16 protein-coding genes are annotated in these 24,341 nt (G+C 64.2%); 8 read left to right on the top strand and 8 right to left on the bottom strand.

Features of this window, described 5'->3' with window-relative positions; translation table 11 throughout:
• The first annotated feature begins 35 nt into the window (after positions 1-35).
• Positions 36-1,154, top strand: a complete 1,119-nt coding sequence (locus tag LSQ66_RS20915; protein WP_407659542.1) for an MBL fold metallo-hydrolase — start codon at positions 36-38, stop codon at positions 1,152-1,154.
• On the opposite strand, the gene LSQ66_RS20910 is transcribed toward LSQ66_RS20915, so the two are convergent.
• Together LSQ66_RS20910 and LSQ66_RS20905 are read right to left on the bottom strand one after the other, a co-directional pair.
• Complete coding sequence (locus tag LSQ66_RS20910) at positions 1,144-1,404, bottom strand: hypothetical protein (RefSeq protein ID WP_231767093.1); 261 nt, start codon at positions 1,402-1,404, stop codon at positions 1,144-1,146. The two genes, LSQ66_RS20915 and LSQ66_RS20910, sit on opposite strands and share 11 nt — an antisense overlap.
• Positions 1,405-1,586: 182 nt before the next feature.
• Positions 1,587-4,061 carry a TonB-dependent siderophore receptor gene (locus LSQ66_RS20905; protein ID WP_231767092.1) on the bottom strand — a complete coding sequence of 825 codons (2,475 nt, stop codon included), beginning with the start codon at positions 4,059-4,061 and terminating at the stop codon, positions 1,587-1,589.
• Positions 4,062-4,261: 200 nt separating this feature from the next.
• On the opposite strand from LSQ66_RS20905, the gene LSQ66_RS20900 reads away from it, so the two are divergent.
• From LSQ66_RS20900 to LSQ66_RS20880, 5 genes are all read left to right on the top strand, one after another.
• Positions 4,262-5,266: a LacI family DNA-binding transcriptional regulator gene (locus LSQ66_RS20900; protein WP_231767091.1), complete on the top strand. Its 1,005-nt coding sequence runs from the start codon at positions 4,262-4,264 to the stop codon at positions 5,264-5,266.
• A gap of 77 nt (positions 5,267-5,343) precedes the next feature.
• Positions 5,344-7,653: a glycoside hydrolase family 65 protein gene (locus LSQ66_RS20895; protein WP_231767090.1), complete on the top strand. Its 2,310-nt coding sequence runs from the start codon at positions 5,344-5,346 to the stop codon at positions 7,651-7,653.
• A gap of 9 nt (positions 7,654-7,662) precedes the next feature.
• On the top strand, positions 7,663-8,304 hold the full coding sequence (gene pgmB / locus LSQ66_RS20890) for a beta-phosphoglucomutase (protein WP_231767089.1): 642 nt from the start codon (positions 7,663-7,665) through the stop codon (positions 8,302-8,304).
• Between the two features lie 27 nt (positions 8,305-8,331).
• A complete protein-coding gene (locus tag LSQ66_RS20885; protein WP_231767088.1) occupies positions 8,332-9,600 on the top strand; it encodes an MFS transporter in 1,269 nt (422 codons plus the stop codon).
• Positions 9,597-10,607, top strand: coding sequence for a substrate-binding domain-containing protein (locus LSQ66_RS20880; protein WP_231767087.1), 1,011 nt, complete (start codon positions 9,597-9,599; stop codon positions 10,605-10,607). Before LSQ66_RS20885 ends, LSQ66_RS20880 begins: the two co-directional genes overlap by 4 nt.
• Here the strand turns inward: LSQ66_RS20880 and LSQ66_RS20875 are convergent.
• From LSQ66_RS20875 to LSQ66_RS20855, 5 genes are all read right to left on the bottom strand, one after another.
• Positions 10,585-11,481, bottom strand: coding sequence for a phytanoyl-CoA dioxygenase family protein (locus tag LSQ66_RS20875; RefSeq protein ID WP_231767086.1), 897 nt, complete (start codon positions 11,479-11,481; stop codon positions 10,585-10,587). The genes LSQ66_RS20880 and LSQ66_RS20875 overlap by 23 nt on opposite strands.
• A gap of 92 nt (positions 11,482-11,573) precedes the next feature.
• Entirely contained in the window at positions 11,574-14,867 is a 3,294-nt protein-coding gene (icmF, locus tag LSQ66_RS20870) for a fused isobutyryl-CoA mutase/GTPase IcmF (protein WP_231767085.1), read from the bottom strand.
• Positions 14,868-15,041: 174 nt separating this feature from the next.
• Positions 15,042-18,587, bottom strand: a complete 3,546-nt coding sequence (locus tag LSQ66_RS20865) for an indolepyruvate ferredoxin oxidoreductase family protein (protein ID WP_231767084.1) — start codon at positions 18,585-18,587, stop codon at positions 15,042-15,044.
• A 174-nt stretch (positions 18,588-18,761) separates the two neighbouring features.
• Positions 18,762-19,814 (bottom strand): porin, encoded by a 1,053-nt coding sequence (locus LSQ66_RS20860; RefSeq protein ID WP_231767083.1) that lies wholly within the window; start codon positions 19,812-19,814, stop codon positions 18,762-18,764.
• 27 nt (positions 19,815-19,841) lie between these two features.
• Entirely contained in the window at positions 19,842-21,149 is a 1,308-nt protein-coding gene (locus LSQ66_RS20855; RefSeq protein ID WP_231767082.1) for an alpha/beta hydrolase, read from the bottom strand.
• 101 nt (positions 21,150-21,250) lie between these two features.
• On the opposite strand from LSQ66_RS20855, the gene LSQ66_RS20850 reads away from it, so the two are divergent.
• Positions 21,251-22,165, top strand: coding sequence for a LysR family transcriptional regulator (locus LSQ66_RS20850; RefSeq protein WP_231767081.1), 915 nt, complete (start codon positions 21,251-21,253; stop codon positions 22,163-22,165).
• 4 nt (positions 22,166-22,169) lie between these two features.
• The gene (locus LSQ66_RS20845; RefSeq protein ID WP_231767080.1) at positions 22,170-23,381 is read left to right on the top strand and encodes a cation:dicarboxylate symporter family transporter; all 1,212 of its coding nucleotides are present in this window, start codon (positions 22,170-22,172) and stop codon (positions 23,379-23,381) included.
• Here the strand turns inward: LSQ66_RS20845 and LSQ66_RS20840 are convergent.
• The gene (locus LSQ66_RS20840; protein ID WP_231767079.1) at positions 23,362-24,306 is read right to left on the bottom strand and encodes a LysR substrate-binding domain-containing protein; all 945 of its coding nucleotides are present in this window, start codon (positions 24,304-24,306) and stop codon (positions 23,362-23,364) included. The two genes, LSQ66_RS20845 and LSQ66_RS20840, sit on opposite strands and share 20 nt — an antisense overlap.
• Positions 24,307-24,341 lie beyond the last annotated feature (35 nt).

Below are 24,341 nucleotides of genomic sequence, written 5' to 3'. Positions count from 1 at the left end.
TACACTGTGTAGTGTAAATTTAACGCCGACACAGCATGAAATCCCGATTCCGCACTCTCGCCCTTGTGTCGCTTACCGGAGCAATCGCCATGGCCTGCAACGTAATGACCACCAATCTCCCCGTCCACAGCTCGCCTCAGCAGCAGGACGGCAAGTTCCGCAACCCTGCCCGCATGCAGAAGGGCGGCCTGGGCAAAACCCTCGGGATCATGTGGAAGGTAATGACGCAGAAACCGGCGGATTCGGTGCCCTCCCAGCCCATTCCCGTGCACCCCATCAGCCGTGCCCAGCTGCTGGCCGCGCCGGACGCCACGCTCTACCGCCTGGGCCACTCCACCATGCTGCTCAAGCTGAACGGCCAGTTCTGGCTGACCGATCCCGTGTTTTCGAAGCGCGCCTCGCCCGTGCAGTGGGCTGGTCCGGCCCGCTTCCACGCGCCCCCGGTCACCATTGAGGAGCTGCCGCCCATCAAGGGCGTCATCCTGTCCCACGACCACTACGATCACCTGGACCATGCCGCCGTGCTGGCCCTGGCCGCGAAGACGGAATACTTCGTTGCGCCGCTGGGCGTGGGCGACCGCCTGGTACAGTGGGGCATCCCGGCCGACAAGGTCCGCCAGCTCGACTGGTGGCGTTCCGTCACCCTGGACGGCGTGCAGCTGACCTCCACTCCGGCCCAGCACTTTTCCGGCCGCACGCCTTTCGACGGCAACAGCACCCTGTGGACCTCATGGGTCATCCAGGCCCAGGACCTGCGCATCTTCTTCAGCGGCGACACGGGCTACTTCCCCGGCTTCAAGGCCATTGGCGAAAAATACGGCCCCTTCGACCTGACCATGCTCGAGACCGGCGCCTACGATCCCCAGTGGCCGGACATCCACATGCAGCCCGAGGAAACCATGCAGGCCCATATCGACCTGCGCGGCAAGGTGCTCATGCCCATCCATAACGGGACCTTCGACCTCGCCATGCACAGCTGGCACGAGCCTTTCGAGCGCATTGCGGCGCTGGCACGGCAGCGTGAGCAAGTACTCGCTACGCCGGAGATCGGCCTGCCGCTGAGCATAGCCCAGCCGCAGGCGGCCACGCCATGGTGGCGCGGGGTGGTGGAAAAGGAAGAGCCGCAGCAGGCGGCGGCTGCGCTCAGGCCGTAACGTCGATCAGCTTGCCCAGGGCTTCGCCGCGGGCATTCAGCTGGTAGGAAGGCTGGGTGACGAGGTCCGCCGGAACGGGCGTCGAGATGGCGCGCTCGATGGTGCGGGCCGTGCGGGCCGGTTCGCCGGACTGGGCGCGCTGGCTGTCCAGCTGACTGCGGCGCAGCCCGTCGTTCGCATTGTCGAGTTGATTGCGGCTGGCTTCCAGCCGGTTTTCGTCCTCCGCGACCTGGGCGCGGCTCTGCTGCACGCGCCTTTCCGCGATGGCAACAGCTGATTGCAAAGAGTTAATGGAACTGGCCACGATCTCACCTTGAGGGGCTTGCTGCCGAGCAGGCATCAATTCAAGGGTAGGCGAATATTGCAGGAAAATCCAGAAAAATCTATCAGGAAACAAAAAGGGGCAGGCCTGAGCCTGCCCCTTTGCTTCGGTCAGAAGCGGTAGGTGATGGACGCTTCCCACGTCCGGCCGAACAGCGGACGGGCGTTGATCGGGCCCGTGCCGCCGGTGGTCAGGCGGGAATTGCCTTCGGTCAGGCCCAGCTCGTTGTTCACGTTGGTCGCGTTCACGCGGAACTCGATCTTGTCATTGACGATGAAGAGGGCGCCCAGGTCCAGGGTCTTGTACGACGGCAGGTACTGCAGGTTCGCCTGGTCAGCCCAGCGCTCGCCGATGTGCGTGAAGGTGCCGTACAGCTTCAGCTCGTTGTCGCCCATCGGGATGCGGTAGGTCGGCGTGAAGCGGTATTGCAGCTTCGGCTGACGCTGCACGCGCTTGCCTGCGGTTACCGGATTGTCCTTGTACTCCGAATCCTGGTAGTCGCCGGAGAGCTGCAGGGTCAGGTTGCTGACCGGGCGCAGTGCCAGTTCCCATTCGATGCCGTTGCCCTTGGAGCCGCTGACCGAGTTCAGGATCTGGCCATTGGACAGGATCTGCTGGAAGGCAATGCCGTCGAACTCCGTGTGGAAGTAGTTCAGGTAGGCACTGTAGAGCTGGGTCGCCGTCTTGAAGCCCACTTCGATCTGCTTGATCTTCGGCGTCGGCAGGAAGTTGCGGTCGTCCACGTTCTTCTGGGAGCCCGCATTGCGCAGGTCGTCGAAGGCGATGAAGGTATGGCCCGTGTTGGCGCGGGCAAACACGCTGGCGTCGCGGCTCAGCTTGTAGTTACCGCCCACGGTGAAGGAGTTTGCCGAGTCCGTGCGGCTCAGGAAGGTGTTCGAACCGTTCGGCATGGAGGTGCCGTTGTTGTACACGGTGAGAGGATTGTTGTCCGTGTCGCCCGAGCTCAGGTTCGAGATGGTGCCATCGATCTTCTGGCGTTCGCGGCGAACGCCCGCGTCGACGCGGATCTGCTCGTTGACTTTCCAATCGTTGGAGATGAAGAAGGCGGTATTGCTGCCGTCATAGGAAGCGACCGGGGCGTAGAACACATTGCCGTCCTTGCCGTTGTTGGACACGATCACGCCGTTGTTCAGTTTCACATTGATCAGGCGCGCGTTCGGCACGGCCGTCATCAGGTGGCTGCTGCCCAGATACCAGACGTCGTCCGAGGAGTAGTTGGCGAAGTAGCCGCCGATCGTGACGGTGTTGTCCTTCATCCATTCCTTGCTGACGCGAATCTCGTCGGTGAAGGAGTCCAGCTTCTTCTCCACGGCCCACAGGCCGGCCTGCACCACCTGCTGGTTCGGATTCACAGCCGTGCCGTCCAGATAGGTGGCGGTGGCGGTGGTGGCGGTCTGGCCTGCCACGGCGTTGCGGTGGGTATTGATGGCGGCGGCGTTATAGGCCGCCATCGTCAGCGGGTTATTACCCGTGAACATGGCGATGGTGTTCAGGTCGCCCTTGAAGTAGTTGAACTTGTTCGACACGTTCCAGCCCGAGAACTTCTGCTCGAAGTCCGCGCCCAGCACGGTGGCTTTCAGGCCGCGGCCGTCGCCCAGATCGTAGTTCAGGGTTTTACCCGGGGCCGCTTCCACCGTGAAGCGGCGCATTTCGCCGCTCATCAGGGTGCCGGTGAGGGGATCGAAGCCCGGGAATTCGCTGATGCTGCGGCCTTCATTGCTCGAGATCAGGGGCACGCCGGTGTAGAAGGCGTTCTTGTCATCCGTGCGGCGGGCATAGAAGGTGAGCTCGCCCTGGTCCAGCTTGCGGGTCAGGGTGGCGGTGATCTGGCCGCCCTTGTCGGCCGGGAAGCCCGCGTCGCGCACCCCATTGGTGTTGCGGTAGAAGCCGCCCACCGTGCCGTACCAGCCCTCGCTGATCTTACCGCCGTAGAACACATCAACACGGCGCAGCTCGCCTGTGCCGGTGGAGAAGCGCACCGAGCCCTCAGGCGTGTCCGTGCCCTTTTTCAGGATGAAGTTCATCGTGGCGCCCGGCTGGCCGTTGGAGAAGATGGTGCTCGGTCCGCCGCGCAGCACTTCCACGCGCTCGATGGTGTCGTCCAGGCGGAAGGCCGAGGAGCCTTCGAAGAAGGACAGGGTGGGCACAGGATAGATGGGGTTGCCCATCATCTGCACGGACACGAAGGGCGAGTCGGAGCCGGAGGGGAAGCCGCGCACCTCGATATTGGCGCCGGACTGGCCGCCGGTGGACTCGGCATACACGCCGGGCACCAGTTTCAGGATGTCCGCCGTGCTGCTGGGCGCAGCGGATTTCAGTTGTTCTTCGTTCGCGGTGCTGATCGAGAAGGCGGAATCGAGGCGGCGTACGCCGCCCCGCGCCACACCGGTCACCACCACCTGCTGCAGTTCGGCCTGGACGGCATCTTTCTGCGCGGGCGCGGCGTTCTGGTCGGCCTGGGCCGGGGCTTGCGGCTCGGCTGGCTCGGCGGCCTGGGCCTGGTTGATCAGGGCCAGTACGGCCAGGGAGATGGAGGACAGCAGGAGTTTCCGAGGGGTCTTCATTTGGCTTGGGCTTTCTTATGAGAAATTGTCGTCTCCTGGACAATACGCGTCGTTTCTGCGCTGCCACGGGTAGGAACTATCATTGAATCAACAAATGATATCGATGTCAATCGAAATGTTATCGATGTCATTTTCCTCCAACAGCAAGAAAAAATCTGTCATAATGATTTCGCACCCTGTTTTGGAACAATGAGCGATCGATGGCCTTATCAAAAAATGCACGCAAAGGCGAGGCCGGACTGACGATGGAAGACCTGGCTCAGCTGGCCGGCGTCTCGAAAATCACGGTCTCCCGCGCCTTGCGCAACAGCCCTCTGGTCACCGAGGAAACGCGCCAGAAAGTGCAGCAGATCGCCAGCGAACAGGGCTACCGTTTCAATGTCAGCGCGCGCAACCTGCGCATGGGACGTTCCTACTCGGTGGCGGTGGTGGTGGAAATGACACCGGCGCGGGGCCGGCCCATGTCCGATCCCTACCCGCTGGAACTGCTGGGCGGCATCACGCAGGAGCTCACCACCTCGGGCTATAGCGTGGTGCTGACCTCGAAGCAGCTGCTGGACACGGCGCCGGTGCAGGCGGCGGACGGCCTCATCCTGCTGGGCCAGGGCTCGCACGGCGAGGCGGTGACGGCGCTGAAGAAGACGGGCCTGCCCCTGGTGGTGTGGGGGGCGCCCGAGGCGGATGCGGACACCATCGTGGTCGGTTCCGACAACCGGAAGGGCGGCCACAGCGCGGCCCAGCGTTTCCTGGAGCAGGGCCGCAAGAAGCTGGTTTTCCTCGGCGACGTGGACCACGCCGAGGTGCAGGAACGCTGTGCCGGTTTCATCGACGGCATGGGCGGGCAGGGCACGGTGCACATCATGCGTCCGAAGGCGTTTACCTTCGAGGCGGGCTTCGACTGCATCTCCTCCCTGCTGAAGAAGAAGGGCCAGGTGTTCGACGGCGTGTTCGCCGCGAGCGACCTGCTGGCCATGGGCGCGATTCGCGCACTGGCGGAGAAAAACCTGCGCGTGCCTGAAATCGTTTCCGTGATCGGTTACGACGATACGCCCGGCGCGGCCAGCTTCGTGCCTCCGCTGACCAGCGTGCACCAGTATCTGCGCGACGGCGGCGTGCTGCTGGCGAAGAAGATGCTGGACCTGATGAACGGCCAGCCGGTGGCATCCGAGATGCTGCCGACCCAGCTGATGGTGCGCCAGACCTGATTTTCCCTTGTGGTTTTACGATCAAAAGAACTAAAACCGAAATCCAAACCGGTTTGAATTAGATAAAAGGACGGATTGTGCATACTTTTCCTCTGGACGCGTGGTGCATACGGGAGACCAGCTTCGACACCAAGTCCCATTTCCTGGATGAGACCCTGTTCGCGCTCGGCAATGGCTACATTGGCCTGCGCGGCACGGGCGAAGAAGGCTACAGCGGCCCGGCGGGTACGTCGCTGGACGGCAGCTACCTGAACGGTTTCTACGAGTCCGAACCCATCCACTATCCCGAGAACGCCTATGCGCTGGCGCGCACCAACCAGTTCATGCTGAACGTGCCGAACGCCAAGGGCATTTCGCTGTGGGTGGAAGGCGAGCGCTTCGACCCGCTGCAGGGCGGCGTGGACAACTATGAGCGTTCGCTGGACTTCCGCACCGGCATCCTGCAGCGCAGCCTGGAGTGGACCTCGCCCCAGGGGCGCAAGGTGGCCATCCGCAGCAGCCGCCTGGTCAGCTTCGAGAACAAGCACCTCTTCGCCATCCGCTTCGAGGTGACGCCGCTGAACTTCGCGGGCAGCGTGCGCATCGTGTCCGCGCTGAACGGGGCCGTGAAGAACCTGGAGGCGGGCGACGATCCGCGCGTGGGTTCCGCGGTGTCCGGCCCGGCCCTGCATCTTCTGGCGGTGGAGCAGGAAGAGCACTTTTCCGCCCTCGTGCAGAACACGCGCAACAGCGGCTTCACGCTGGTGAGCGCAACGGCCTCCGAAGTGGACGCGCCGCATGAACTGAGCTTCGAGCGCGACGGCCTGCTGCTGGAACAGCGCTACACCGTGCAGGCGGCGCAGGGGCAGACCGTGTGCCTCACCAAGTACGGCAGCTACTTCTCCTCGCGCGACTATCCCGCGCCGGAGCTGCCGGGCCGCAGCCGCCGGGCGCTGGACCAGGCGCGGGCCGACGGTTTCGCCGCGCTCGCCGCGCGCCAGGCCGCCTACCTGGCCGATTTCTGGCAGCAGGCGGATGTCGAGATCGCGGGCGACGACGCCCTCCAGCAAGGCATCCGCTTCAACCAGTTCCACCTGCTGCAGTCGGTGGGCCGCGACGGCAAGACGAATATCTCGGCCAAGGGTGTGACGGGCGAAGGCTACGAAGGCCACTACTTCTGGGACACCGAGATCTACATCTTCCCCTTCTTCCTGTACAACAAGCCGGAGATTGCGCGCAAGCTGCTGGAATACCGCTACGCGGGGCTGGAGATGGCACGCCAGCGCGCGCGCCAGATGTCGCACGCAAAGGGCGCCCTCTACCCGTGGCGCACCATCGCGGGTGAAGAGTGCTCGGCCTACTTCCCGGCGGGCACCGCGCAGTACCACATCAACGCGGACATTGCCTATTCCATCAAGCTGTACATGGACGCCACGGGCGACGACGCCTACCTGGTGCAGGCGGGCGCGGAGATCGTGATGGAGACTGCCCGCATCTGGACCGGCATCGGCAGCTATAACCGCGCCGGGCGCTTCGTCATCAACGAGGTAACGGGGCCGGACGAATACACGGCCCTCGTCAACAACAACTACTACACCAACGCCATGGCGCAGCTGCACCTGCGCTTCGCTGCATCGGTGGCGGAAAAGCTGGAGAAGCAATACCCGGCGGACTTCGCGCGCATTGCGGCCGCCATGCAGCTGGACGCGGGCGAAGCAGCGGAGTGGCGCCGCGCCGCGGACCTCATGCTGCTGCCGTACGATGAGACCCTGAAGATCCACGCCCAGGACGACAGCTTCCTCGACAAGAAGGTATGGGACTTCGCCAGCACGCCGAAGGACAAGTATCCGCTGCTGCTGAACTACCACCCGATGGTGATCTACCGCCACCAGGTGTGCAAGCAGGCGGACGTGGTGCTGGCGCTGCTGCTCCTGAGCGAGCAGTTCACGCTGGAGGACAAGAAGCGCGACTTCGACTACTACGAAGCCGTGACGACGCACGACTCCTCGCTCTCGTCCTGCATCTTCAGCATCGTTGCCTCCGAAGTAGGCTACCACGACAAGGCCTACGACTACTTCATGGAGACCGCACGCCTGGACCTGGACGACACGCACGGCAACACGCACTACGGCATCCACACCGCCGCCATGGCCGGCACCTGGATGGGCGTGGCCTACGGCTTCGCGGGCATGCGGGTGGTGAATGGCGGCCTGCGTTTCGCTCCCACCCTGCCGAAACAATGGCAGCACTACCAGTTCAAGATTCACATCCAGGGCTGCCTGCTGCAGGTGCGCGTTGCCGAAGGTAAGACGGAATACACCCTGCTGCAGGGCGCGGCGGTGGCCTTCAGCCATCGCGGCAAGGCAGTCGCACTGACGAATACCGCCCCCAGCTGCGCGCTGGCATAAGGAGAAACCATGAGCCGATTCAAAGCCGTCATCTTCGACCTCGATGGGGTCATCACCGACACCGCGCGCTATCATTACCTCGCCTGGAAGCGCCTGGCCGATTCGCAAGGCGTACCTTTCGACGAAGCGGCCAATGAGCACCTCAAGGGCATCGACCGCATGGGCTCCCTGGAGCTGATTCTCGCCGGCGCCGCGGGCAATTACACTGAAGCGGAAAAGCTGGCGCTGGCGGACCAGAAGAATGAGCATTACAAGGCGCTTATCGCCACCATGACTCCCGCCGACCTGCTGCCCGGCGCCGTCGAAACGCTGGACGCCTGCCGCAGGGACGGGCTGAAGATCGGCCTTGCTTCCGTCAGCAAGAACGCGTTCTCGGTGCTGGACAGCCTGGGTATCCGCGGCAAGTTCGATTATGTGGTGGACGCCGCCACCATCGAACGCGGCAAGCCGGACCCGGAAATCTTCCTGAAGGCGGCGCGCGAACTCGGCGTATCGCCCGCGGACTGCCTGGGCGTGGAAGACGCCGTGGCAGGTGTGGCCTCGATCAAGTCGGCGGGCATGTTCGCGCTGGGCATAGGCGACCCGGAGATACTCACCCAGGCGGATGTGGTGATACCTGGGCTCACGCAGTTCAAGCTGCAAGCCTACTAAAACAAGAAAGGCCGGAGGAGACAAACCATGAAAAACCAGCGCATCCTGTACATCCTGTTCCTGATCTATTTCGTGTTCGCCATCCTGTTGAACAGCGTGGGCACGGTGATCCTGCAGGTCATCAGCAATTATGAGATCAGCAAATCCTCCGCCAGCGTTCTGGAAGGCTTCAAGGATCTGCCGATTGCCGTTGTGTCCTTCCTCGTGGCCTCCTTCCTGCCGCGCCTCGGCTACAAGAAGGCCATGCTGATCGCGCTGGCCATCGTCACCGCGGCCTGCGTGGCAATGCCGCTGCTGCCTAGCTTCCTCACCACCAAGCTGCTCTTCCTGTCGGTGGGCGTGTCCTTCGCGCTCACCAAGGTGTCCGTCTACTCGACCCTCGGCCTCATCGCCACGGACCGCCGGCACCACGCGGGCATCATGAACACGCTGGAGGGCTTTTTCATGGTGGGCGTGCTGTGCGCCTATTGGGTGTTCAGCTTCTTCATCGATTCAGCCAATCCGAAGTCGCAAAGCTGGCTGAATGTGTACTGGGTGCTTGCCGCGCTCTGCGCCTTCACTTTCGTTCTGCTGCTGACGACCCAGTTCGACGAGCACCTGGCCGCGCTGCCAGCGGACCGCACGCTGGCGCAGGACTTCGCCGCCATGCTCAGGCTCTTCTTCAAGCCCCTGGTGTGCGTCTTCGTCATCACTGCCTTCCTCTATGTGCTGATCGAGCAGAGCGTAGGGACCTGGCTGCCGACCTTCAACAACGAAATCCTGAAACTGCCTGCGGCCATGAGCGTGCAGGTCACCAGCATCTTCGCGGCCTGCCTCGCGGCTGGGCGGCTTTCCGCCGGTGTGCTGCTGCGCCGCCTGAACTGGTATCCCGTCATGAACGCCTGCCTGATCGGCATGGGCGCCGTGGTGCTGGTGGCGCTGCCGCTCACTCACGGTGTCGTTGCGAATCCGGATATCAGCTGGAGCAATGCGCCCGTCGCTGCCTTCATCTTCCCGCTGATTGGCCTCTTCATGGCCCCCATCTACCCCGGCATCAACTCCGTCATGCTCAGCTCCCTGCCGAAGAACCAGCACTCGGCGATGACCGGCCTGCTGGTGATCTTCTCCGCCCTGGGCGGCACCACGGGCTCGCTGATCACGGGCTATGTGTTCGGCGCCTTCAGCGGCCACTTCGCTTTCTATCTCACGCTCGTGCCCATTGCCGTGGTGCTGGTGATGCTTTACTTCTTCAAGCGTGCCGTGGATGGCAGCACGCCCGATAACGGCCTGGGTGGCTCGGCTATAATCGGCGGATGAATCTCAAGAGCCTGGCCGACCTGCTCGGCATGTCGAAAACGACGGTGAGCAGGGCGCTGAACGGCTATCCCGAAGTGAGCGACCGCACCCGCGAGCGCGTGCTCGCCGCGGCGCGAGCCGCAGGCTATCAGGCGAATCCTGCGGCGCGCACCTTGGCGGTTGGGCGCAGCAACGTTTTCGGCATCATCTACCCCCTGCTGGCTGCGGACCTGGGCGACCCCATGTTCCTGGACGTCGTAGGCGGCATTTCCGAGGCGCTGGAAGCGGCGCAGATGAACTTCATCATCGCCCCCGTATCCGCCGCGAACGAAATGCCCTCCTATGAGCAGATGGTGAAGGGAAGGCGCGTCGATGGCCTGGTGGTCAGCCGCACGCTGGTACACGACAGCCGCATTGCCTACCTGGCGAGGGCGCGTTTTCCTTTCGTGGCCCATGGCCGCACCCAGCTCGATGCGCCATACGCCTGGTTCGACTACGACAACGCCGCTGGCATACGCAATGCAGTAGAAAGCCTGCTGTCCCATGGCCACCAGCGCATCGCCATGATCAGCGCCCCGCTGGAACTGAACTTCGCGGCGCAGCGGCGCGAAAGCTTCATGGCCACGCTGGCGGGGGCGGGACTGCAGGCGGACCCGCGCCACCTCATCGAGACCGCGATCGAGCACCGCAGCGGCTACGAAGCCATGCGCCAGCTGCTTGCCGGGACGGACCGGCCCACCGCCGTGGTGGTGGACAACCACCTGGCAGGCGCCGGTGTGGTGCGCGCCCTGCAGGATGCGGGCGTGCAGATCGGCGGCGAGATGTCGCTGATCGTCTGGGGACGCATGAACGATGTCGGCATGCCGGTGGCAACCATCGACCAGACCCGCGCCCGCGAGGCGGGAGCCGTGATGGCGGACATGCTGCTGGCCCTCATCGGCGGCAAGCCTGCGGAACTTCTGCAAACGCTGTGGCAGCCGGAGCTTGTGCTGGCCGGGTCGGTGGCTAGGCCACGATCAGGCGGTTGATGTAGCGGTCCAGCGGCAGGGCGCCGTGATAGGGCTCCGGCTGATAGAGATAGGCATAGCTGCGGAACAGCGAGTACTGAATCTGCAGCATCAGGCGGCGGCCTGCGGACGGCGCGGCGCCCTTGTGCACACCCGCCGTATCCACGGCGAAACCGAAGCCGCGCTCGCCCATGGCGGTGATCAGCATGTCCCGCCCGTACATGCCGTCGATTTCGGCGTCCGATTGGAGGTGCAGGCGCAGCGGCGCGCGCGTACGGTGCGTGCCGCGCACGTAGACATGGGGCCCTTCGCCGGGCCCCACATCGGTGAGGTAGACCAGCACCTTGAAATAGCGCCAGTCCTCCGAGTCGCGGTGGAAGGTCTGCAGGTCGCTGCGTCCGTCCGGTTTGGGAAAGGACCAGCGTACGCCCAGCTGCGAGATGGTGGGCTTGCAGCCGATATAGCGCTCCGCCAGCGAAAGAAGGGTTTCGCTGTTCGCCAGCGCGAGAATATGGGGACAGGCCACGATGTCGCGCAGGCTGTATTCGCCCAGCCTGACGGTGTCGGGAACCGCATCGATGGTGAAACGGGTTCTCTCGTCGTGCCGGTCGGTCAGCACCTTGTCCGCGAAGTAGCGCTGAATGTCCTCGCACTGCTCGCGGCTGAACAGCGCCCCGAGCGCCACGTATCCCTCTGCGTGCAGGGCGGCGAGCTGCTGGTCGCGCAAGGCCGATTGCCTGCCATTGTTGACTCCCTGGCGCACGCGTACCCACTGCCGGAACAATTTCACGCAGACACCGCGGAGGGGCGGCGAAACGATGATGCGCTGGAGGTAGTACAGGAAGCTGTTGGAGGGCTTGAAGCCGTGGCCCGGCGTAAGGCGTGCGTATCTCATTTCCTGTCCTCTTCCGGAGGCCCTGGCTGTGAGCTACAACGGTAGCGTTTGCGGCGCATCAGGGTCTTGATGCGCCGCAAACGGGAAGGGACTTACATATTGCGGCGGTACTGGCCGCCCACCTCGAACAGGGCGGTGGTGATCTGGCCCAGGGAGCAGACGCGCGCAGCGTCCATCAGCTTGGCGAACACGTTCTCGTTGTCGATGGCGGCCTTCTGCAGCGCTGCCAGGGCGGCAGGGGCCACGTCCGCATGGCGCTGGTGGAAGGCCTCCAGGCGCTTGAGCTGCGACTGCTTCTCGTCGTCCGTGGAGCGCGCCAGCTCGATCGTCTGCGGGGCTTCGCTGCCCTTCGGGTTGCGGAAGGTGTTCACGCCGATGATCGGCAGGGAGCCGTCGTGCTTCTTGTGTTCGTACAGCAGCGACTCCTCCTGGATCTTGCCGCGCTGGTAGCCCGTTTCCATGGCGCCCAGCACGCCGCCGCGTTCCGCGATGCGCTCGAACTCCTGCAGAACGGCTTCCTCCACGAGGTCCGTCAGTTCCTCGATGATGAAGGAACCCTGGTTCGGGTTCTCATTCTTCGCCAGGCCCCACTCGCGGTTGATGATCAGCTGGATGGCCAGCGCGCGGCGCACCGATTCGTCGGTCGGCGTGGTGATCGCCTCGTCGTAGGCGTTGGTGTGCAGCGAGTTGCAGTTGTCGTAAATGGCAATCAGGGCCTGCAGCGTGGTGCGGATATCGTTGAAGTCGATCTCCTGGGCGTGCAGCGAGCGGCCGGAAGTCTGGATGTGGTACTTCAGCTTCTGGCTGCGGTCGTTCGCGCCGTACTTGTCGCGCATGGTCACGGCCCAGATGCGGCGTGCGACGCGGCCCAGCACCGTATATTCCGGATCCATGCCGTTCGAGAAGAAGAAGGACAGGTTCGGTGCGAAATCGTCGATGTGCATGCCGCGCGCCAGATAGGCTTCCACGAAAGTGAAGCCGTTGGACAGCGTGAAGGCCAGCTGTGAGATCGGGTTCGCACCCGCTTCGGCGATGTGATAGCCGGAGATCGAAACGGAGTAGAAATTGCGCACCTGATTGTGCACGAAGTACTCCTGGATGTCGCCCATCACCTTCAGCGAGAACTCGGTCGAGAAGATGCAGGTGTTCTGGCCCTGGTCCTCCTTCAGGATGTCCGCCTGCACCGTGCCGCGCACGTTCTGCAGCACCCAGGCCTTGATCTTGGCGGTTTCGTCGTCGGTCGGCTGGCGGTGGTTCTCGGTCACGAACTTGTCGATCTGCTGATCGATGGCCGTGTTCATGAACATGGCCAGGATGGTCGGGGCAGGGCCGTTGATCGTCATCGACACCGAAGTGCTCGGGTTGCACAGGTCGAAGCCATCGTACAGCACCTTCATGTCGTCCAGGGTTGCGATGGACACGCCCGAGTTGCCCACCTTGCCGTAGATGTCCGGGCGGATGGCAGGATCGGCGCCGTACAGGGTAACCGAATCGAAAGCGGTGGACAGGCGCTTCGCGTCCAGTCCTTCGGACACCAGCTTGAAGCGGCGGTTGGTGCGGAAGGCATCGCCTTCGCCCGCGAACATGCGGGTGGGATCTTCGCCTTCGCGCTTGAAGGCGAACACGCCCGCGGTGAATGGGAAGGACCCGGGCACGTTCTCCAGCATCAGCCAGCGCAGCAGCTCGCCGTGGTCTTCATACTTCGGCAGCGACACCTTCCGGATCTTCGTGCCGGACAGGGTATGCTGAACGAGGCCGGTGCGGATTTCCTTGTCGCGGATCTTCACCACATACTCGTCGCCCGCGTAGGCTTCCTGCATGTCAGGCCACATGGCCAGCAGCTTCTTCGCGCCCGCCTCCATGGCGTGATCGCGCTCGATGATCACATCGTCGAAGTCCGCCACGCTCTTGCCGGCGGTGGCCAGCATGCGCTTCGATTCCAGCAGCTGCTGGCGTTCGCGCGCCAGCTTCGACTGCTTGCGCGCGTTCTTGTGGTAGCCGCGCACCGTATCGGCGATTTCGGCCAGATAGCGCGCACGCGCCGGCGGCACGATCACATTCTTGCCGCTGCTGAAGCGCACATTCACTGCGGGCAGCTTGCCCGGCTGGGTCTTCAGGCCGAACTGCGCCAGCTTGGGCAGCAGGCCCTGGTAAAGCGCGGTCACGCCATCGTCGTTGAAGCGCGAAGCCTGGGTGCCGAACACCGGCATCTGGTCCGGGCTCTGGCTCCACAGTTCGCGGTTGCGCTGATACTGCTTGGCCACGTCGCGCAGCGCATCCTGGGCGCCCTTGCGGTCGAATTTGTTGATCGCGATGAAGTCCGCGAAGTCCAGCATGTCGATCTTTTCCAGCTGGGAGGCAGCGCCGAATTCCGGCGTCATCACATACATGGACACATCCACGTGCGGCACGATGGCCGCATCGCCCTGGCCGATACCCGAGGTTTCCACGATCACCAGGTCGAAGCCTGCCACCTTGCAGGCCGCGATCACATCCGGCAGCGCCTGGGAGATCTCCGAGCCCGCCTCGCGCGTTGCCAGGGAACGCATGAAGACGCGCGCATTGCCGTTCCATGGATTGATCGCGTTCATGCGGATACGGTCGCCCAGCAGGGCGCCGCCCGACTTGCGCCGTGACGGATCGATGGAGATGACGGCGATATTCAGCGCATCGCCCTGGTCCAGGCGGATGCGGCGAATCAGTTCATCGGTGAGTGAAGACTTGCCCGCGCCGCCGGTGCCGGTAATGCCCAGGGTCGGCACGGACAGGGAAGCGGCGGCATCCGCCAGCTCCTTGCGCAGCGCATCGGAAGCCTTGCCGTTTTCGAGGGCCGTGATCAGCTGCGCCAGCGGGCGGTGGCGCGCGGCGATATCGCCCTCGCGCAGCGGCGCCAGCGAAGTGGGCGAATACTGGGACAGGTCGATGTCGCACTGCTGCACCATCCACTGGATCATGCCCGCGAGGCCCATGCGCTGGCCGTCCTCGGGCGAGAAGATGCGGGTCACGCCGTAGTCGTGCAGGTCCTTGATCTCGTGCGGCACGATCACGCCGCCGCCACCGCCGAACACCTTGATATGCGCGCCGCCGCGCTGGCGCAGCAGATCGATCATGTACTTGAAGTATTCGACGTGGCCGCCCTGGTAGCTGGAGATGGCGATGCCCTGCACATCCTCCGCGAGGGCGGCGGTCACCACCTCGTCCACGGAGCGGTTATGCCCGAGGTGCACCACCTCCGTGCCGTTCGACTGCAGGATGCGGCGCATGATGTTGATCGACGCGTCGTGGCCGTCGAACAGGGAAGCCGCGGTCACGAAGCGGACCTTGTTCGCCGGTTTCACCTGGTCCGGCTCAGCGGCAATTTTCTTGGCGTTGGAGAGATCGTTCATGGATGTTCCTTCGAATTCTTGCTCACGCGATCAAGGGGGAGCGTTCATTATATGACGTTTACGTTAACGTCAAGTCAAGCAATTAGTTGCTTAAATGGGGACAGACCCCTTTAAGAAATTTCTTAAAGGGGTCTGTCCCCTAATAGGAAATGTTTCCTAAAGGGGATGCCATGGTCAGGCGGCTTGGGCTTTCGGAGCGCTGAAGGCGGCGAAGAGGCGCGCTTTTTCGGCGTGGTAGGCCTCGACGGCGGCTTCCTTCACGTGGCCGAAGCCGCGAATCTTCTCCGGCAGCGCAGCCAGGGCCACGGCCTGCTCGTAGTTGTCGGCCGTCAGGCGGGCGAGCAGGTCGCTCACCAGCTGGCGGTATTCGACGATCAGCGCGCGCTCCATCTTGCGCTCGGCGGTGTGGCCGAAGATGTCCAGCGCCGTGCCGCGCAGGCCCCTGAACTTGGCCAGCACCTTGAAGGCGCTCCACATCCAGGAGCCGTATTGGGCTTTCACCAGGCGGCCCTTTGCGTCCTTCTTGGCGAAGAGCGGCGGCGCGAGGTTGAACTTCAGCGAGAAGTCGCCTTCGAACTGCTGTTTCATCTGCTCGACGAAGCGGCCGTCCGTGTACAGGCGCGCCACTTCGTATTCGTCCTTGTAGGCCATGAGCTTGGACAGCGATTTGGCCACCGCCATGGAGAGCTTGTTGCCCAGGCCGAGCGAGCTTTCCTTCGCGCGCACCTGCTGCACCACTTCTTCGAAGGAGGCGGCATAGGCGGCGTTCTGGTAGCCGGTGAGGAACTCGACGCGCTTCTTGATCACGCTGTCCAGGCTTTGCGGCATCTGCACGACGATGGCCTGGGCCGGAACCGCCACACGCTCCACGCGCTTCAGGTCCACGGCGGCGCGGCGGCCCCACAGGAAGCTCTTTTTGTTCGATTCCACGGCCACGCCGTTCATCTCGATGGCGCGCAGCAGCGAGGCTTCGCTCAGCGGGATGCGGCCCTTCTGCCAGGCGTAGCCCAGCATGAAGAGGTTGGCGGCGATGGAGTCGCCCATCAGGGCCGTCGCAAGCTTGGTGGCGTTCACGAAGTCCACCGCGCCCGCATCGCCCACGGATTCGGTGATCAGCGCGCGCACGTCTTCCGCCGGGTATTCCCAGTCGGCGTTCTGTGCGAAGGTGCCGGGCGGCTGCTCGTGCAGATTCACCACGGCCAGGGTGCGGCCGGGACGCATCTTCGCAACGGCATCGGCAGCGCCTGCGGTCAGCATGTCGCAGCCGAGCACCAGGTCGGCTTCGCCGGTCGCAATGCGCTGCGCGCGCAGGTGGGCCGGGGACTGCGCTACCTTCACGTGCGAGGTCACGGAGCCGTTCTTCTGCGACATGCCGGTCATGTCCAGCACGGAGGCGCCCTTGCCTTCGAGGTGGGCGGCCATTCCCATCAGCGCACCGACAGTAATCACGCCCGTGCCGCCGATGCCGTTGATCAGGATGTTGTAGGGCTCGTCGCACGAAGGCAGCACGGGGTTCGGCAGCACCCATTCGTCTTCCGCCTTCTCCTTGCCCACGCCGGTCTTCGACTTCTTCAGCGTGCCGCCTTCCACCGTCACGAAGCTCGGGCAGAAGCCTTTCACGCAGGAGTAGTCCTTGTTGCAGGAGCTCTGGTCGATGGTGCGCTTGCGTCCGAAGTCGGTTTCCTTCGGCAGGATGGATACGCAGTTGGACTGGATGCCGCAGTCGCCGCAGCCTTCGCACACGGCTTCGTTGATGACCATGCGCTTGTCCGGGTCGGGGAACTCGCCTTTCTTCCGGCGGCGGCGCTTCTCGGCGGCGCAGGTCTGGTCGTAGATCAGGACCGACACGCCCTGCACCTCGCGCAGTTCGCGCTGCACGGCGTCCATGTCCTTGCGGTCGTGTAGAGACACGATCGAAGGCAGCGCCGAGCGGTCGGCATAGCGCGACAGGTCTTCCGTCACCAGCGCAATGCGCTTGATGCCTTCGGCTGCCATCTGCTGCGCGATCATCGGCACGGACACGGTGCCGTCCACCGGCTGGCCGCCCGTCATGGCCACGGCGTCGTTGTACAGGATCTTGTAGGTCATGTTGACCTTCGCCGCCACGGCCGCGCGGATCGCCAGGTAGCCGGAGTGGAAGTAGGTGCCGTCGCCCAGGTTCTGGAACACGTGCGGCACCTTGGAGAAGGCCTGCTGGCCGATCCATGGCGTACCTTCGCCGCCCATGTGCGTCGTCAGCTTGTTCATCTCCGGGTAGATGGAGGTCGCCATCACGTGGCAGCCGATGCCGGCCAGCGCGAAGGAGCCCTCTGGCACCTTGGTGGAGGTGTTGTGCGGACATCCGGAGCAGTAGAAGGCCGGACGGAAAGGCGTGTTGATCGCCTTCTGCAGCACCGCGTCCTTCGCGTCGAGGAAGGTCAGGCGGGCCTTGATCTGGTCCTGGATATTGGTGTCGGTGATGTACCGCTTTACGCGGCTGGCGATCACGCGCGCCACCTGCGACACGGAGAAGTCGGCCTTCGGCGGCAGCAGCCATTCGCCGCGCGGGGCAACCCACTCGCCCTTGTCGTCGAACTTGCCGATCACGCGGGGACGCACGTCGTCGCGCCAGTTGTACAGCTGTTCCTTGAGCTGGTATTCCACGAACTGGCGCTTTTCCTCCACCACCAGGATCTCGTCCAGGCCCTGCGCGAATTCGCGCACGCTGTCCGGCTCCAGCGGCCATGGCATGGCCACCTTGAACAGGCGCAGGCCCACCTTGGCGGCCATGTCCTCGTCGATGCCCAGGTCTTCCAGCGCTTCCAGCACGTCCAGGTAGGATTTTCCGCTGGCGATGATGCCCAGCTTCGCATCCTTGCTGTCGATGGTGGTGTGATTCAGCTTGTTCTCGCGCGCATAGGCCAGCGCCGCGTAGATTTTGTAGTCCTGCATCAGGGCTTCCTGATTGCGGGCCTGCTGGCCCAGCGGAATGCTGGACAGGCGTGCATTCAGGCCGCCTTCGGGCATCTGGAAGTCCTTCGGTAGCTTCACTTCAACGCGGAACGGGTCCGCATCCACCGAGGCGCTCGATTCCACAGTATCCGCCAGGGCCTTGAAGGCCACCGCGCAGCCGGAGAAGCGCGACATGGCCCAGCCATGCACGCCCAGGTCCAGGTATTCCTGCACGTTGCAGGGATAGAGCACGGGGATCATGCAGGCCGAGAAGATGTGGTCGGACTGGTGCGGCAGGGTGGAGGAATAGGCGCCATGGTCGTCGCCCGCCACCAGCAGAATACCGCCGTTCTTCGCGGTGCCCGCGTGGTTCATGTGCTTGAAGACGTCGCCGCAGCGGTCCACGCCCGGGCCCTTGCCGTACCACATGGCGAACACGCCGTCGTACTTGGCCGGGCCAATCAGGTCCACCTGCTGCGAGCCCCACACCGCCGTCGCCGCCAGGTCCTCGTTCACGCCCGGCACGAACTGGATATGGCTCGCTTCCAGGTGCTTTTTGGTCTTCCACAGCGTTTCGTCCAGGCCGCCCAGCGGCGAGCCGCGGTAGCCGGAGATAAAGCCGGCCGTGTTCAGGCCCGCTTTTTCGTCGCGCAGGCGCTGCATCATGGGCAGACGCACCAGGGCCTGGATGCCGGAGAGGAAGATTTTGCCGGAGGTGGCGGTGTATTTGTCGTCGAGGGTGACGGGCTTGAGCGTGACCGGCTCTGCGGGCACCGTGGTATCGGGCATGAATGTCTCCAAAGGGTATTCAGAAGCAGCCCGAGCCTGCGCAATACTGGGTAAGTGCTGGCAGGAGTCGGGCTGGCGGCGCCGTTGTTAACGGCTTTCTTCCCAGTTTAGAGACAAGTTGACGTATACGGAAATACCGTTTGGGGATAGGGGTATAAGAAAAAACGATGGCTATTAGAAAGTATGCATCATTCCCGCCGCCATGCCGCGCTGGCGGGTCTGGTTCAGTTTGGTCGTGCCGCCGGTGGCGAAGCCTCCCTCCAGCTTGGTGCGGTCCAGCTCAGCATAAAGCGTGGTGCGGCGGGAGAGCTCGTAGGTCACGCCCAGCATCAGCAGGTCCTTGCGCGAATCGCCGACGGCGGCTGCTGCGCTGGCCTTGGTGTTGTATGCCTTGTTGCGGTAGAGGGCGCCCGTGATGTCGAAGCGCTCCGTGACCTGGTAGCTGGCGCCGACCCAGTCCCAGGTGGAGGTGTTGTCGCGCGTGGTGGTGGCCTGCTCCTGTTTCACATGGCCGGCAGCGAAGGTCACCGGACCCAGCTCATAGGACGCGCCGAAAGCGTAGTGGTCGAAGTCGCGGTAGTTCTGGTTGGCGGCCGTGCCCACGTTCTGTTCGGACTTGGTATACACGGCGCCCGCCTTCAGGCCGTTGGCGCTGTAGTTCAGGCCCAGCGCCTTGGTGGTGCCGTTGTCGCTGCTGCCCGGCTGTTCGCCCAGCGCGTATTCGGCGCGTGCCGTCCAGTCGCCGAAGCGGCCGGTGTACTGGATGTCGTTGTCCTTGCGCGTGCCTGCGGTGGAGGAGAGCACATAGGTGACGCTCGGGTAGCGGTACTTGAAGGGATCGAAGGCGATGATGGTGCGGTAGGCTGCCGTGTAGTTGCGGCCCATGTCGATGGCGCCGTATTTGCCGGATACGCCCACATGCGCTTCGCGCTGGAACAGCACGCCGTTCGTGTTGTTCAGGGCTCCCGTGCCGGAATTGAAGCCTGCCTCCAGCACGAAGTTCACCTTCATGCCGTTGCCGATATCTTCGCTGCCTCGGAAACCGAGGCGGTTGGAGCGGAAGGTGCCGTTGGAACTCATGGTGGTGACACTGCTGCCTTCGGGGTCGATATTGGTTTCGTGGCGCAGGCCGCCGTCGAAGGAGCCGTACACCACCACGCCCGACTGGGCGAATGCGTGGCTGGAAAGGGCAGCGAGAACCGCTGCGGTGAGGATGGAACGCTTCATTCTTGTCTCCGTTGTGGTTGTAGTGATTCAGGGAGCCGCGTGGCGCGGCGGAACGCGTTGGAACAGGGGCTTGGGCTGGTATGTGCGGTCGAAGTGACAGCCTCCGAGGACTTGCGATGCCGCCCGCGCGCAGGCCGCGTCCACGTCAGCGACGCCGGGCTTCCGGCCGGTCGACACCCATTCCAGGAGCGAGTCGAAGACGGCCGCGTATTCGGCGTCCGAAAGCTTGCTGTGCTCATGCTCGCGGGTGAAGGTCTGCAGCAAGCGGGCGCTCTGGCCCGCGGCGGCGACCTTGCTGCGGTAGACGTCCTCGTACTCGACCAGCGCTGTGGGGTCGTCGATGGCGTGCAGGGTGATGACGGGGACGGGGAGCTTGCCGCTCAGGTCCGAGTCGTCCGCCAGCTGGGCCACGGCGGCGGGATCGGCATCGAAGCGCTGCACGCCGCGGTTCAGGGCTGCATCGTCGTCCGTGCCGCGATACGCGACATTGCGGTTGTCGAAGGGATTGCGCCCGCCCACGCGTTTGATCAGGTCGCGGAAGGTGAAGGTGGCCCAGTTCAGGTGGGACTGCAGGCTGCGTTCCGGCACCGGCACCACCGCGAGAATATTGCGCAGCTTGCGCTGCTGTTCGGCGCTGCGCTGCGCGGCGGGAAGCTTGAGGCCGAGGCACTCATTGACGCGCGCTTCCAGGTCCTTGTTTTTCAAGGTGGAGTTCTCGGGAAGGCCCATCCACAGCGGATACTGGGGCTCGTCTGGGCGCGGATGGTTGTTGCAGTAGTACTGGTAGACGGCGCGCAGGTCGGCGCGGTGCAGGTAGTTCAGCGTGCCGCCCGCCAGCATCCCGTTCGTGAGCACGACACCGTCATACTGGCCCGCGTCGCCATACAGCTCGATCGCCTTGGCTGCCACGTTGCCGCCCCAGGACTGGCCGTGCAGGATGGTGCGGCGCGGCTTGCCGAAACGCTTCAGGAAGAACTGGCGCAGGTTCTCCGTGTCCTCGGCGGCCATGCGCACGCCATAGCCGGGACGGCGGTAAGCCGAACCCGCCCAGGCAAAGCCCTGCTTCACATTGATGGCGAAGCGTTCCAGGTCTTCCACGTTGTTGTCGTTGGTGGCGGCGGAAAGGCGTGGGCCGCCGTGCGCATGCACCACGAGCACGCCGTTCCATTGGCGCGGCATCGCAATCCAGTAGTTGGCGCCGTTGGCGTCCGTGCCGCGATAGCACTGCGCGATGGGCCCGAGATCGGCCGGGCAGGGCGTGATGGCCTGCGCCCACAGCGGCGCGGCCGACAGCGCCAGTACCGCGCAGGCGGCGCGGCGAATCCAGTTGTGCATGGTCTCCTCCTTTTTTGGTGGACCGATGCTACCGGCGGGACTCATCAATGTAAAATATCTTGAAAATAGCTGTCCCATACTTAGAAGATATCGAGAGACAAATGGAACTGAGACACCTGCGCTACTTCGTCGTGGTGGCCGAGGAAGGCCACTTCACCCGCGCGGCGGAGCGTCTGCACATGCAGCAGCCGCCACTGAGCCAGCAGATCCGCGCATTGGAAGAGGAGCTTGGGTTTCCGCTTTTCAGGCGGCACCCCAAAGGCGCGGCGCTGACGGCGGGAGGTGAAGTGTTTCTGCAGGAGGCGCGCGCCATCCTGGCCAACGTGAGCGCGGCCGCCGCACGCGCGGCCCGTGCGAACGAGGGAACGGAAGGGCAGCTCTCGGTGGGCTTCACCAGTTCAGCGGCCGCGCATCCCCTTATCCCACGCGTGATGCGCGCCTATCGCGAAACCTGGCCTTCGGTGAACGTGGAGTTCATGGAGCGCAACGCCGCAGAGCTCACCGAAGCCGTAGCGCGCGAGAAGCTGGATGTGGCCTTCCTGCGCCGTCCCGTGAGCCGCCCGCCGGGGCTGCAGTTCCATACCCTGCTGGAAGAGGAGCTCCTGCTGGTGCTGCCCGTCGGGCATCCCGCACTGGCGAGGCACAAGGGCAAGGGGCGGCCCAGCATTGCGTTGACGGCGCTGCGCGACGAACGCTTCATCCTCGTGCGCCGCAATGGCGCGCCGGGCATGTACGCAAATCTCGTGGAGGCCTGCGTGCAGGCAGGCTTCGTGCCCAACGTGGCGATCGAAGTGGAGCGCATGCTGACCAATATCAGCCTTGTGGCGGCAGGCGCAGGCGTTTCCGCCGTGCCCGCGTCGATGCAGGGCTTCCACGGCGAGAGCGTGGTGTATTGCAGCATCCGCGATGCGACATCGGCCCTCGGCGCGCCTCTCACCCTTGTCTGCCGCGAGGAAGGCCAGACGCCGACACTGCAGCACTTCCTCAAGCTCAGCCTGAAGCAGGCAAGGCGCTGAAGCGATGCGCTTCTATCGCCGTCCCTTCCTCGTTCTCGCCGCCACTGTTGGCGCAGGCCTGCTGTTCGGCCTCGCCGATCCTGCCGCTGCAGTGCAGATGAAGCCATTGAGCGATGGCTTTGTGCGGCTGCTCGCGTGGCTCATGAACCCACTCGTCTTCTGCATGCTCGCATCGGGCGCCGCGAGCATGGCCCGGGGCCGCAAGCTGAGCAGGCTGGCGGCAAGCGCGCTGCTGTACTTCCTTTTCATGTCCCTGCTGTCGCTGGGAGCGGGGCTGCTGGCAGGCGCAGTGCTGCAGCCCGGCGCAGGATTCGATGCGGATCACGCGCAACCCACCTCGGTTGCCGGTGCGGACGCCGCACCGCGCGGCGCCTTCGGCTTCCTGCTCGGCGTGCCCGCGCTGCATGTGAACAATCTGTACCTGCTGCTGGCCGCGGTGCCTGCGGGACTGCTGCTGGGGCGCGCAGGCGCGCGCGGCCAGCCTGTGCTGGCATGGATCGAACGGGGAAGGTCGATGCTGTTTGCCGCGGTCGGATGGCTGCTGCGCCTCGCGCCGCTGGCGGCTTTCGGGGCCATGTCCTATACCGTGGGCCGTTACGGCACGCTGGCGCTGATGCCGCTGCTGAAGTTCATCGTCGCCATCAACGCCAGCTCGATCCTGTTTGTCGTACTGGCGATGGGCGCCGTGGCGCGCATCGTGGGACTGCCGCTGCTGCGCTATCTGCGATACATCCGCACGGAACTCTATCTGGTGTTCTTCACCAGTTCCTCGCTGGCGGCGCTCGCGCCGCTGTCGGAAAAGCTGGAGCGCTTGGGTTGTCCGCGTCCTGTGACCGGCGTGGTACTGCCGTTTTCCTATTCGCTCAATCTCGCGGGCACCAGCCTCTATATCGCGCTGGCGCTGCTTTTTCTTGCCCAGGCCGCGCATGTGCAGCTTGGCTGGCAGGACCTGGCCATGCTGTTCGGCATAGCGCTCCTTACCAGCAAAGGCGCCGTGGGCATCGCCGGTTCCGGCATCACCACCCTGGCTGCAACGGTCGCGGTGCTGCAGATCGTTCCCGTCGATATGGTGGCGCTGCTGCTCGGGATCGACCGCACCATGAAATGCCGTGCGCTCACCAACGTGATCGGCCACGGCCTGGCCTGCGTGGTATGCGCCGCGCGCGAGCGCAGCCTGGATCGGGAGGCAATGGCGGCTACGCTCGGGCAGTGCTGAGGGTGTGGGCCCCCAGCCATTTGCCGCTGGTGCACAGCGTATCCGCCACTTGCGCAACGAGGCGGCTCACGGCATTGGCCGCATTCGTCAGCGGAATGTTCTTCGACGCGCACAGCACCACCGTGCGCGAGATCGCGGGATCGTGAATCGGCAGCGCGCGCATGGCGCCGCGCTCCACTTCCTCCAGCACTGGAGCCACAGGCAGGATGGTGGCGCCCATGTCCGCGAGGATGGCGGATTTCAGGATGGCGATGGAATTGATCTCGATGACGTCGGAAGTATGCAGCCCGGCCTGGCGTGCTGTGCTCTCGATGCGCGGCCGCACGCCGTGCTGCAGGCCGGGCAGGATCAGCGTGGCGGCCAGCGCCTCGGCCAGGGTCATGCTCTCGCGCCCCTGCACCCAAGGGGAGTCGGCGCGGCAGATGAAGCGCAGCTCCTCCTCCGCCAGCGGCGTGGTGGCGAAGCTCGAGAGTTGCCCGTCATCAAACAGCACGGCCAGGTTGACGCGGCCGGACTTTAGCTGTTCGCCAAGATTGCCCGTCAGCTCTTCCGTCAGCTGCAGGGTAATCTCGGGGTAGCGCTCGCGCACGGCCGTGAGCAGGGGCAGGGCGAGCGCGCCGGAAATGCTGTGCGGCAGGCCAAGCGTGACCGCGCCGGCTGGGCGCTCCGCGGACTGCGTCACGGCCGACTTGGCATCCGCCACCTGCTTGAGGATGGCGAGGGCGTGCTCATAGAAGACCTTGCCCGCGTCCGTGCTGTGCACGCCTTGGGCGCTGCGGTGCAGGAGCTGTGCGCCAAGCTCCTCTTCGAGCTGGCGCAGCTGCTGGGTTAGCGCGGGCTGGGCCACGTGCAGCACGAGCGCCGCGCGCGAGAGCGAGCCGTGATCGACGATGGCGACAAAGTAACGAAGTTGTCGCAATTCCATTTGAAAGTTTGTCTCCTCTTTGCCTCAGTTGATCC

Source organism: Massilia endophytica (assembly GCF_021165955.1).
GTDB classification, from domain to species: domain Bacteria; phylum Pseudomonadota; class Gammaproteobacteria; order Burkholderiales; family Burkholderiaceae_D; genus Rugamonas; species Rugamonas endophytica.
Note: the sequence above shows the minus strand (reverse complement) of the source record. Positions and strands in the feature narration are given on the sequence as shown.

Bases quoted from the DNA above. Each gene is read 5' to 3' on its own strand.
- icmF (WP_231767085.1), bottom strand. From the start codon at position 14,867: ATGAACGATCTCTCCAACGCCAAGAAAATTGCCGCTGAGCCGGACCAG.
- LSQ66_RS20865 (WP_231767084.1), bottom strand. From the start codon at position 18,587: ATGCCCGATACCACGGTGCCCGCAGAGCCGGTCACGCTCAAGCCCGTC.
- LSQ66_RS20915 (WP_407659542.1), top strand. From the start codon at position 36: ATGAAATCCCGATTCCGCACTCTCGCCCTTGTGTCGCTTACCGGAGCA.
- LSQ66_RS20860 (WP_231767083.1), bottom strand. From the start codon at position 19,814: ATGAAGCGTTCCATCCTCACCGCAGCGGTTCTCGCTGCCCTTTCCAGC.
- LSQ66_RS20855 (WP_231767082.1), bottom strand. From the start codon at position 21,149: ATGCACAACTGGATTCGCCGCGCCGCCTGCGCGGTACTGGCGCTGTCG.
- LSQ66_RS20875 (WP_231767086.1), bottom strand. From the start codon at position 11,481: ATGAGATACGCACGCCTTACGCCGGGCCACGGCTTCAAGCCCTCCAAC.
- LSQ66_RS20880 (WP_231767087.1), top strand. From the start codon at position 9,597: ATGAATCTCAAGAGCCTGGCCGACCTGCTCGGCATGTCGAAAACGACG.
- LSQ66_RS20885 (WP_231767088.1), top strand. From the start codon at position 8,332: ATGAAAAACCAGCGCATCCTGTACATCCTGTTCCTGATCTATTTCGTG.
- LSQ66_RS20900 (WP_231767091.1), top strand. From the start codon at position 4,262: ATGGCCTTATCAAAAAATGCACGCAAAGGCGAGGCCGGACTGACGATG.
- LSQ66_RS20850 (WP_231767081.1), top strand. From the start codon at position 21,251: ATGGAACTGAGACACCTGCGCTACTTCGTCGTGGTGGCCGAGGAAGGC.
- LSQ66_RS20840 (WP_231767079.1), bottom strand. From the start codon at position 24,306: ATGGAATTGCGACAACTTCGTTACTTTGTCGCCATCGTCGATCACGGC.
- LSQ66_RS20845 (WP_231767080.1), top strand. From the start codon at position 22,170: ATGCGCTTCTATCGCCGTCCCTTCCTCGTTCTCGCCGCCACTGTTGGC.
- LSQ66_RS20905 (WP_231767092.1), bottom strand. From the start codon at position 4,061: ATGAAGACCCCTCGGAAACTCCTGCTGTCCTCCATCTCCCTGGCCGTA.
- pgmB (WP_231767089.1), top strand. From the start codon at position 7,663: ATGAGCCGATTCAAAGCCGTCATCTTCGACCTCGATGGGGTCATCACC.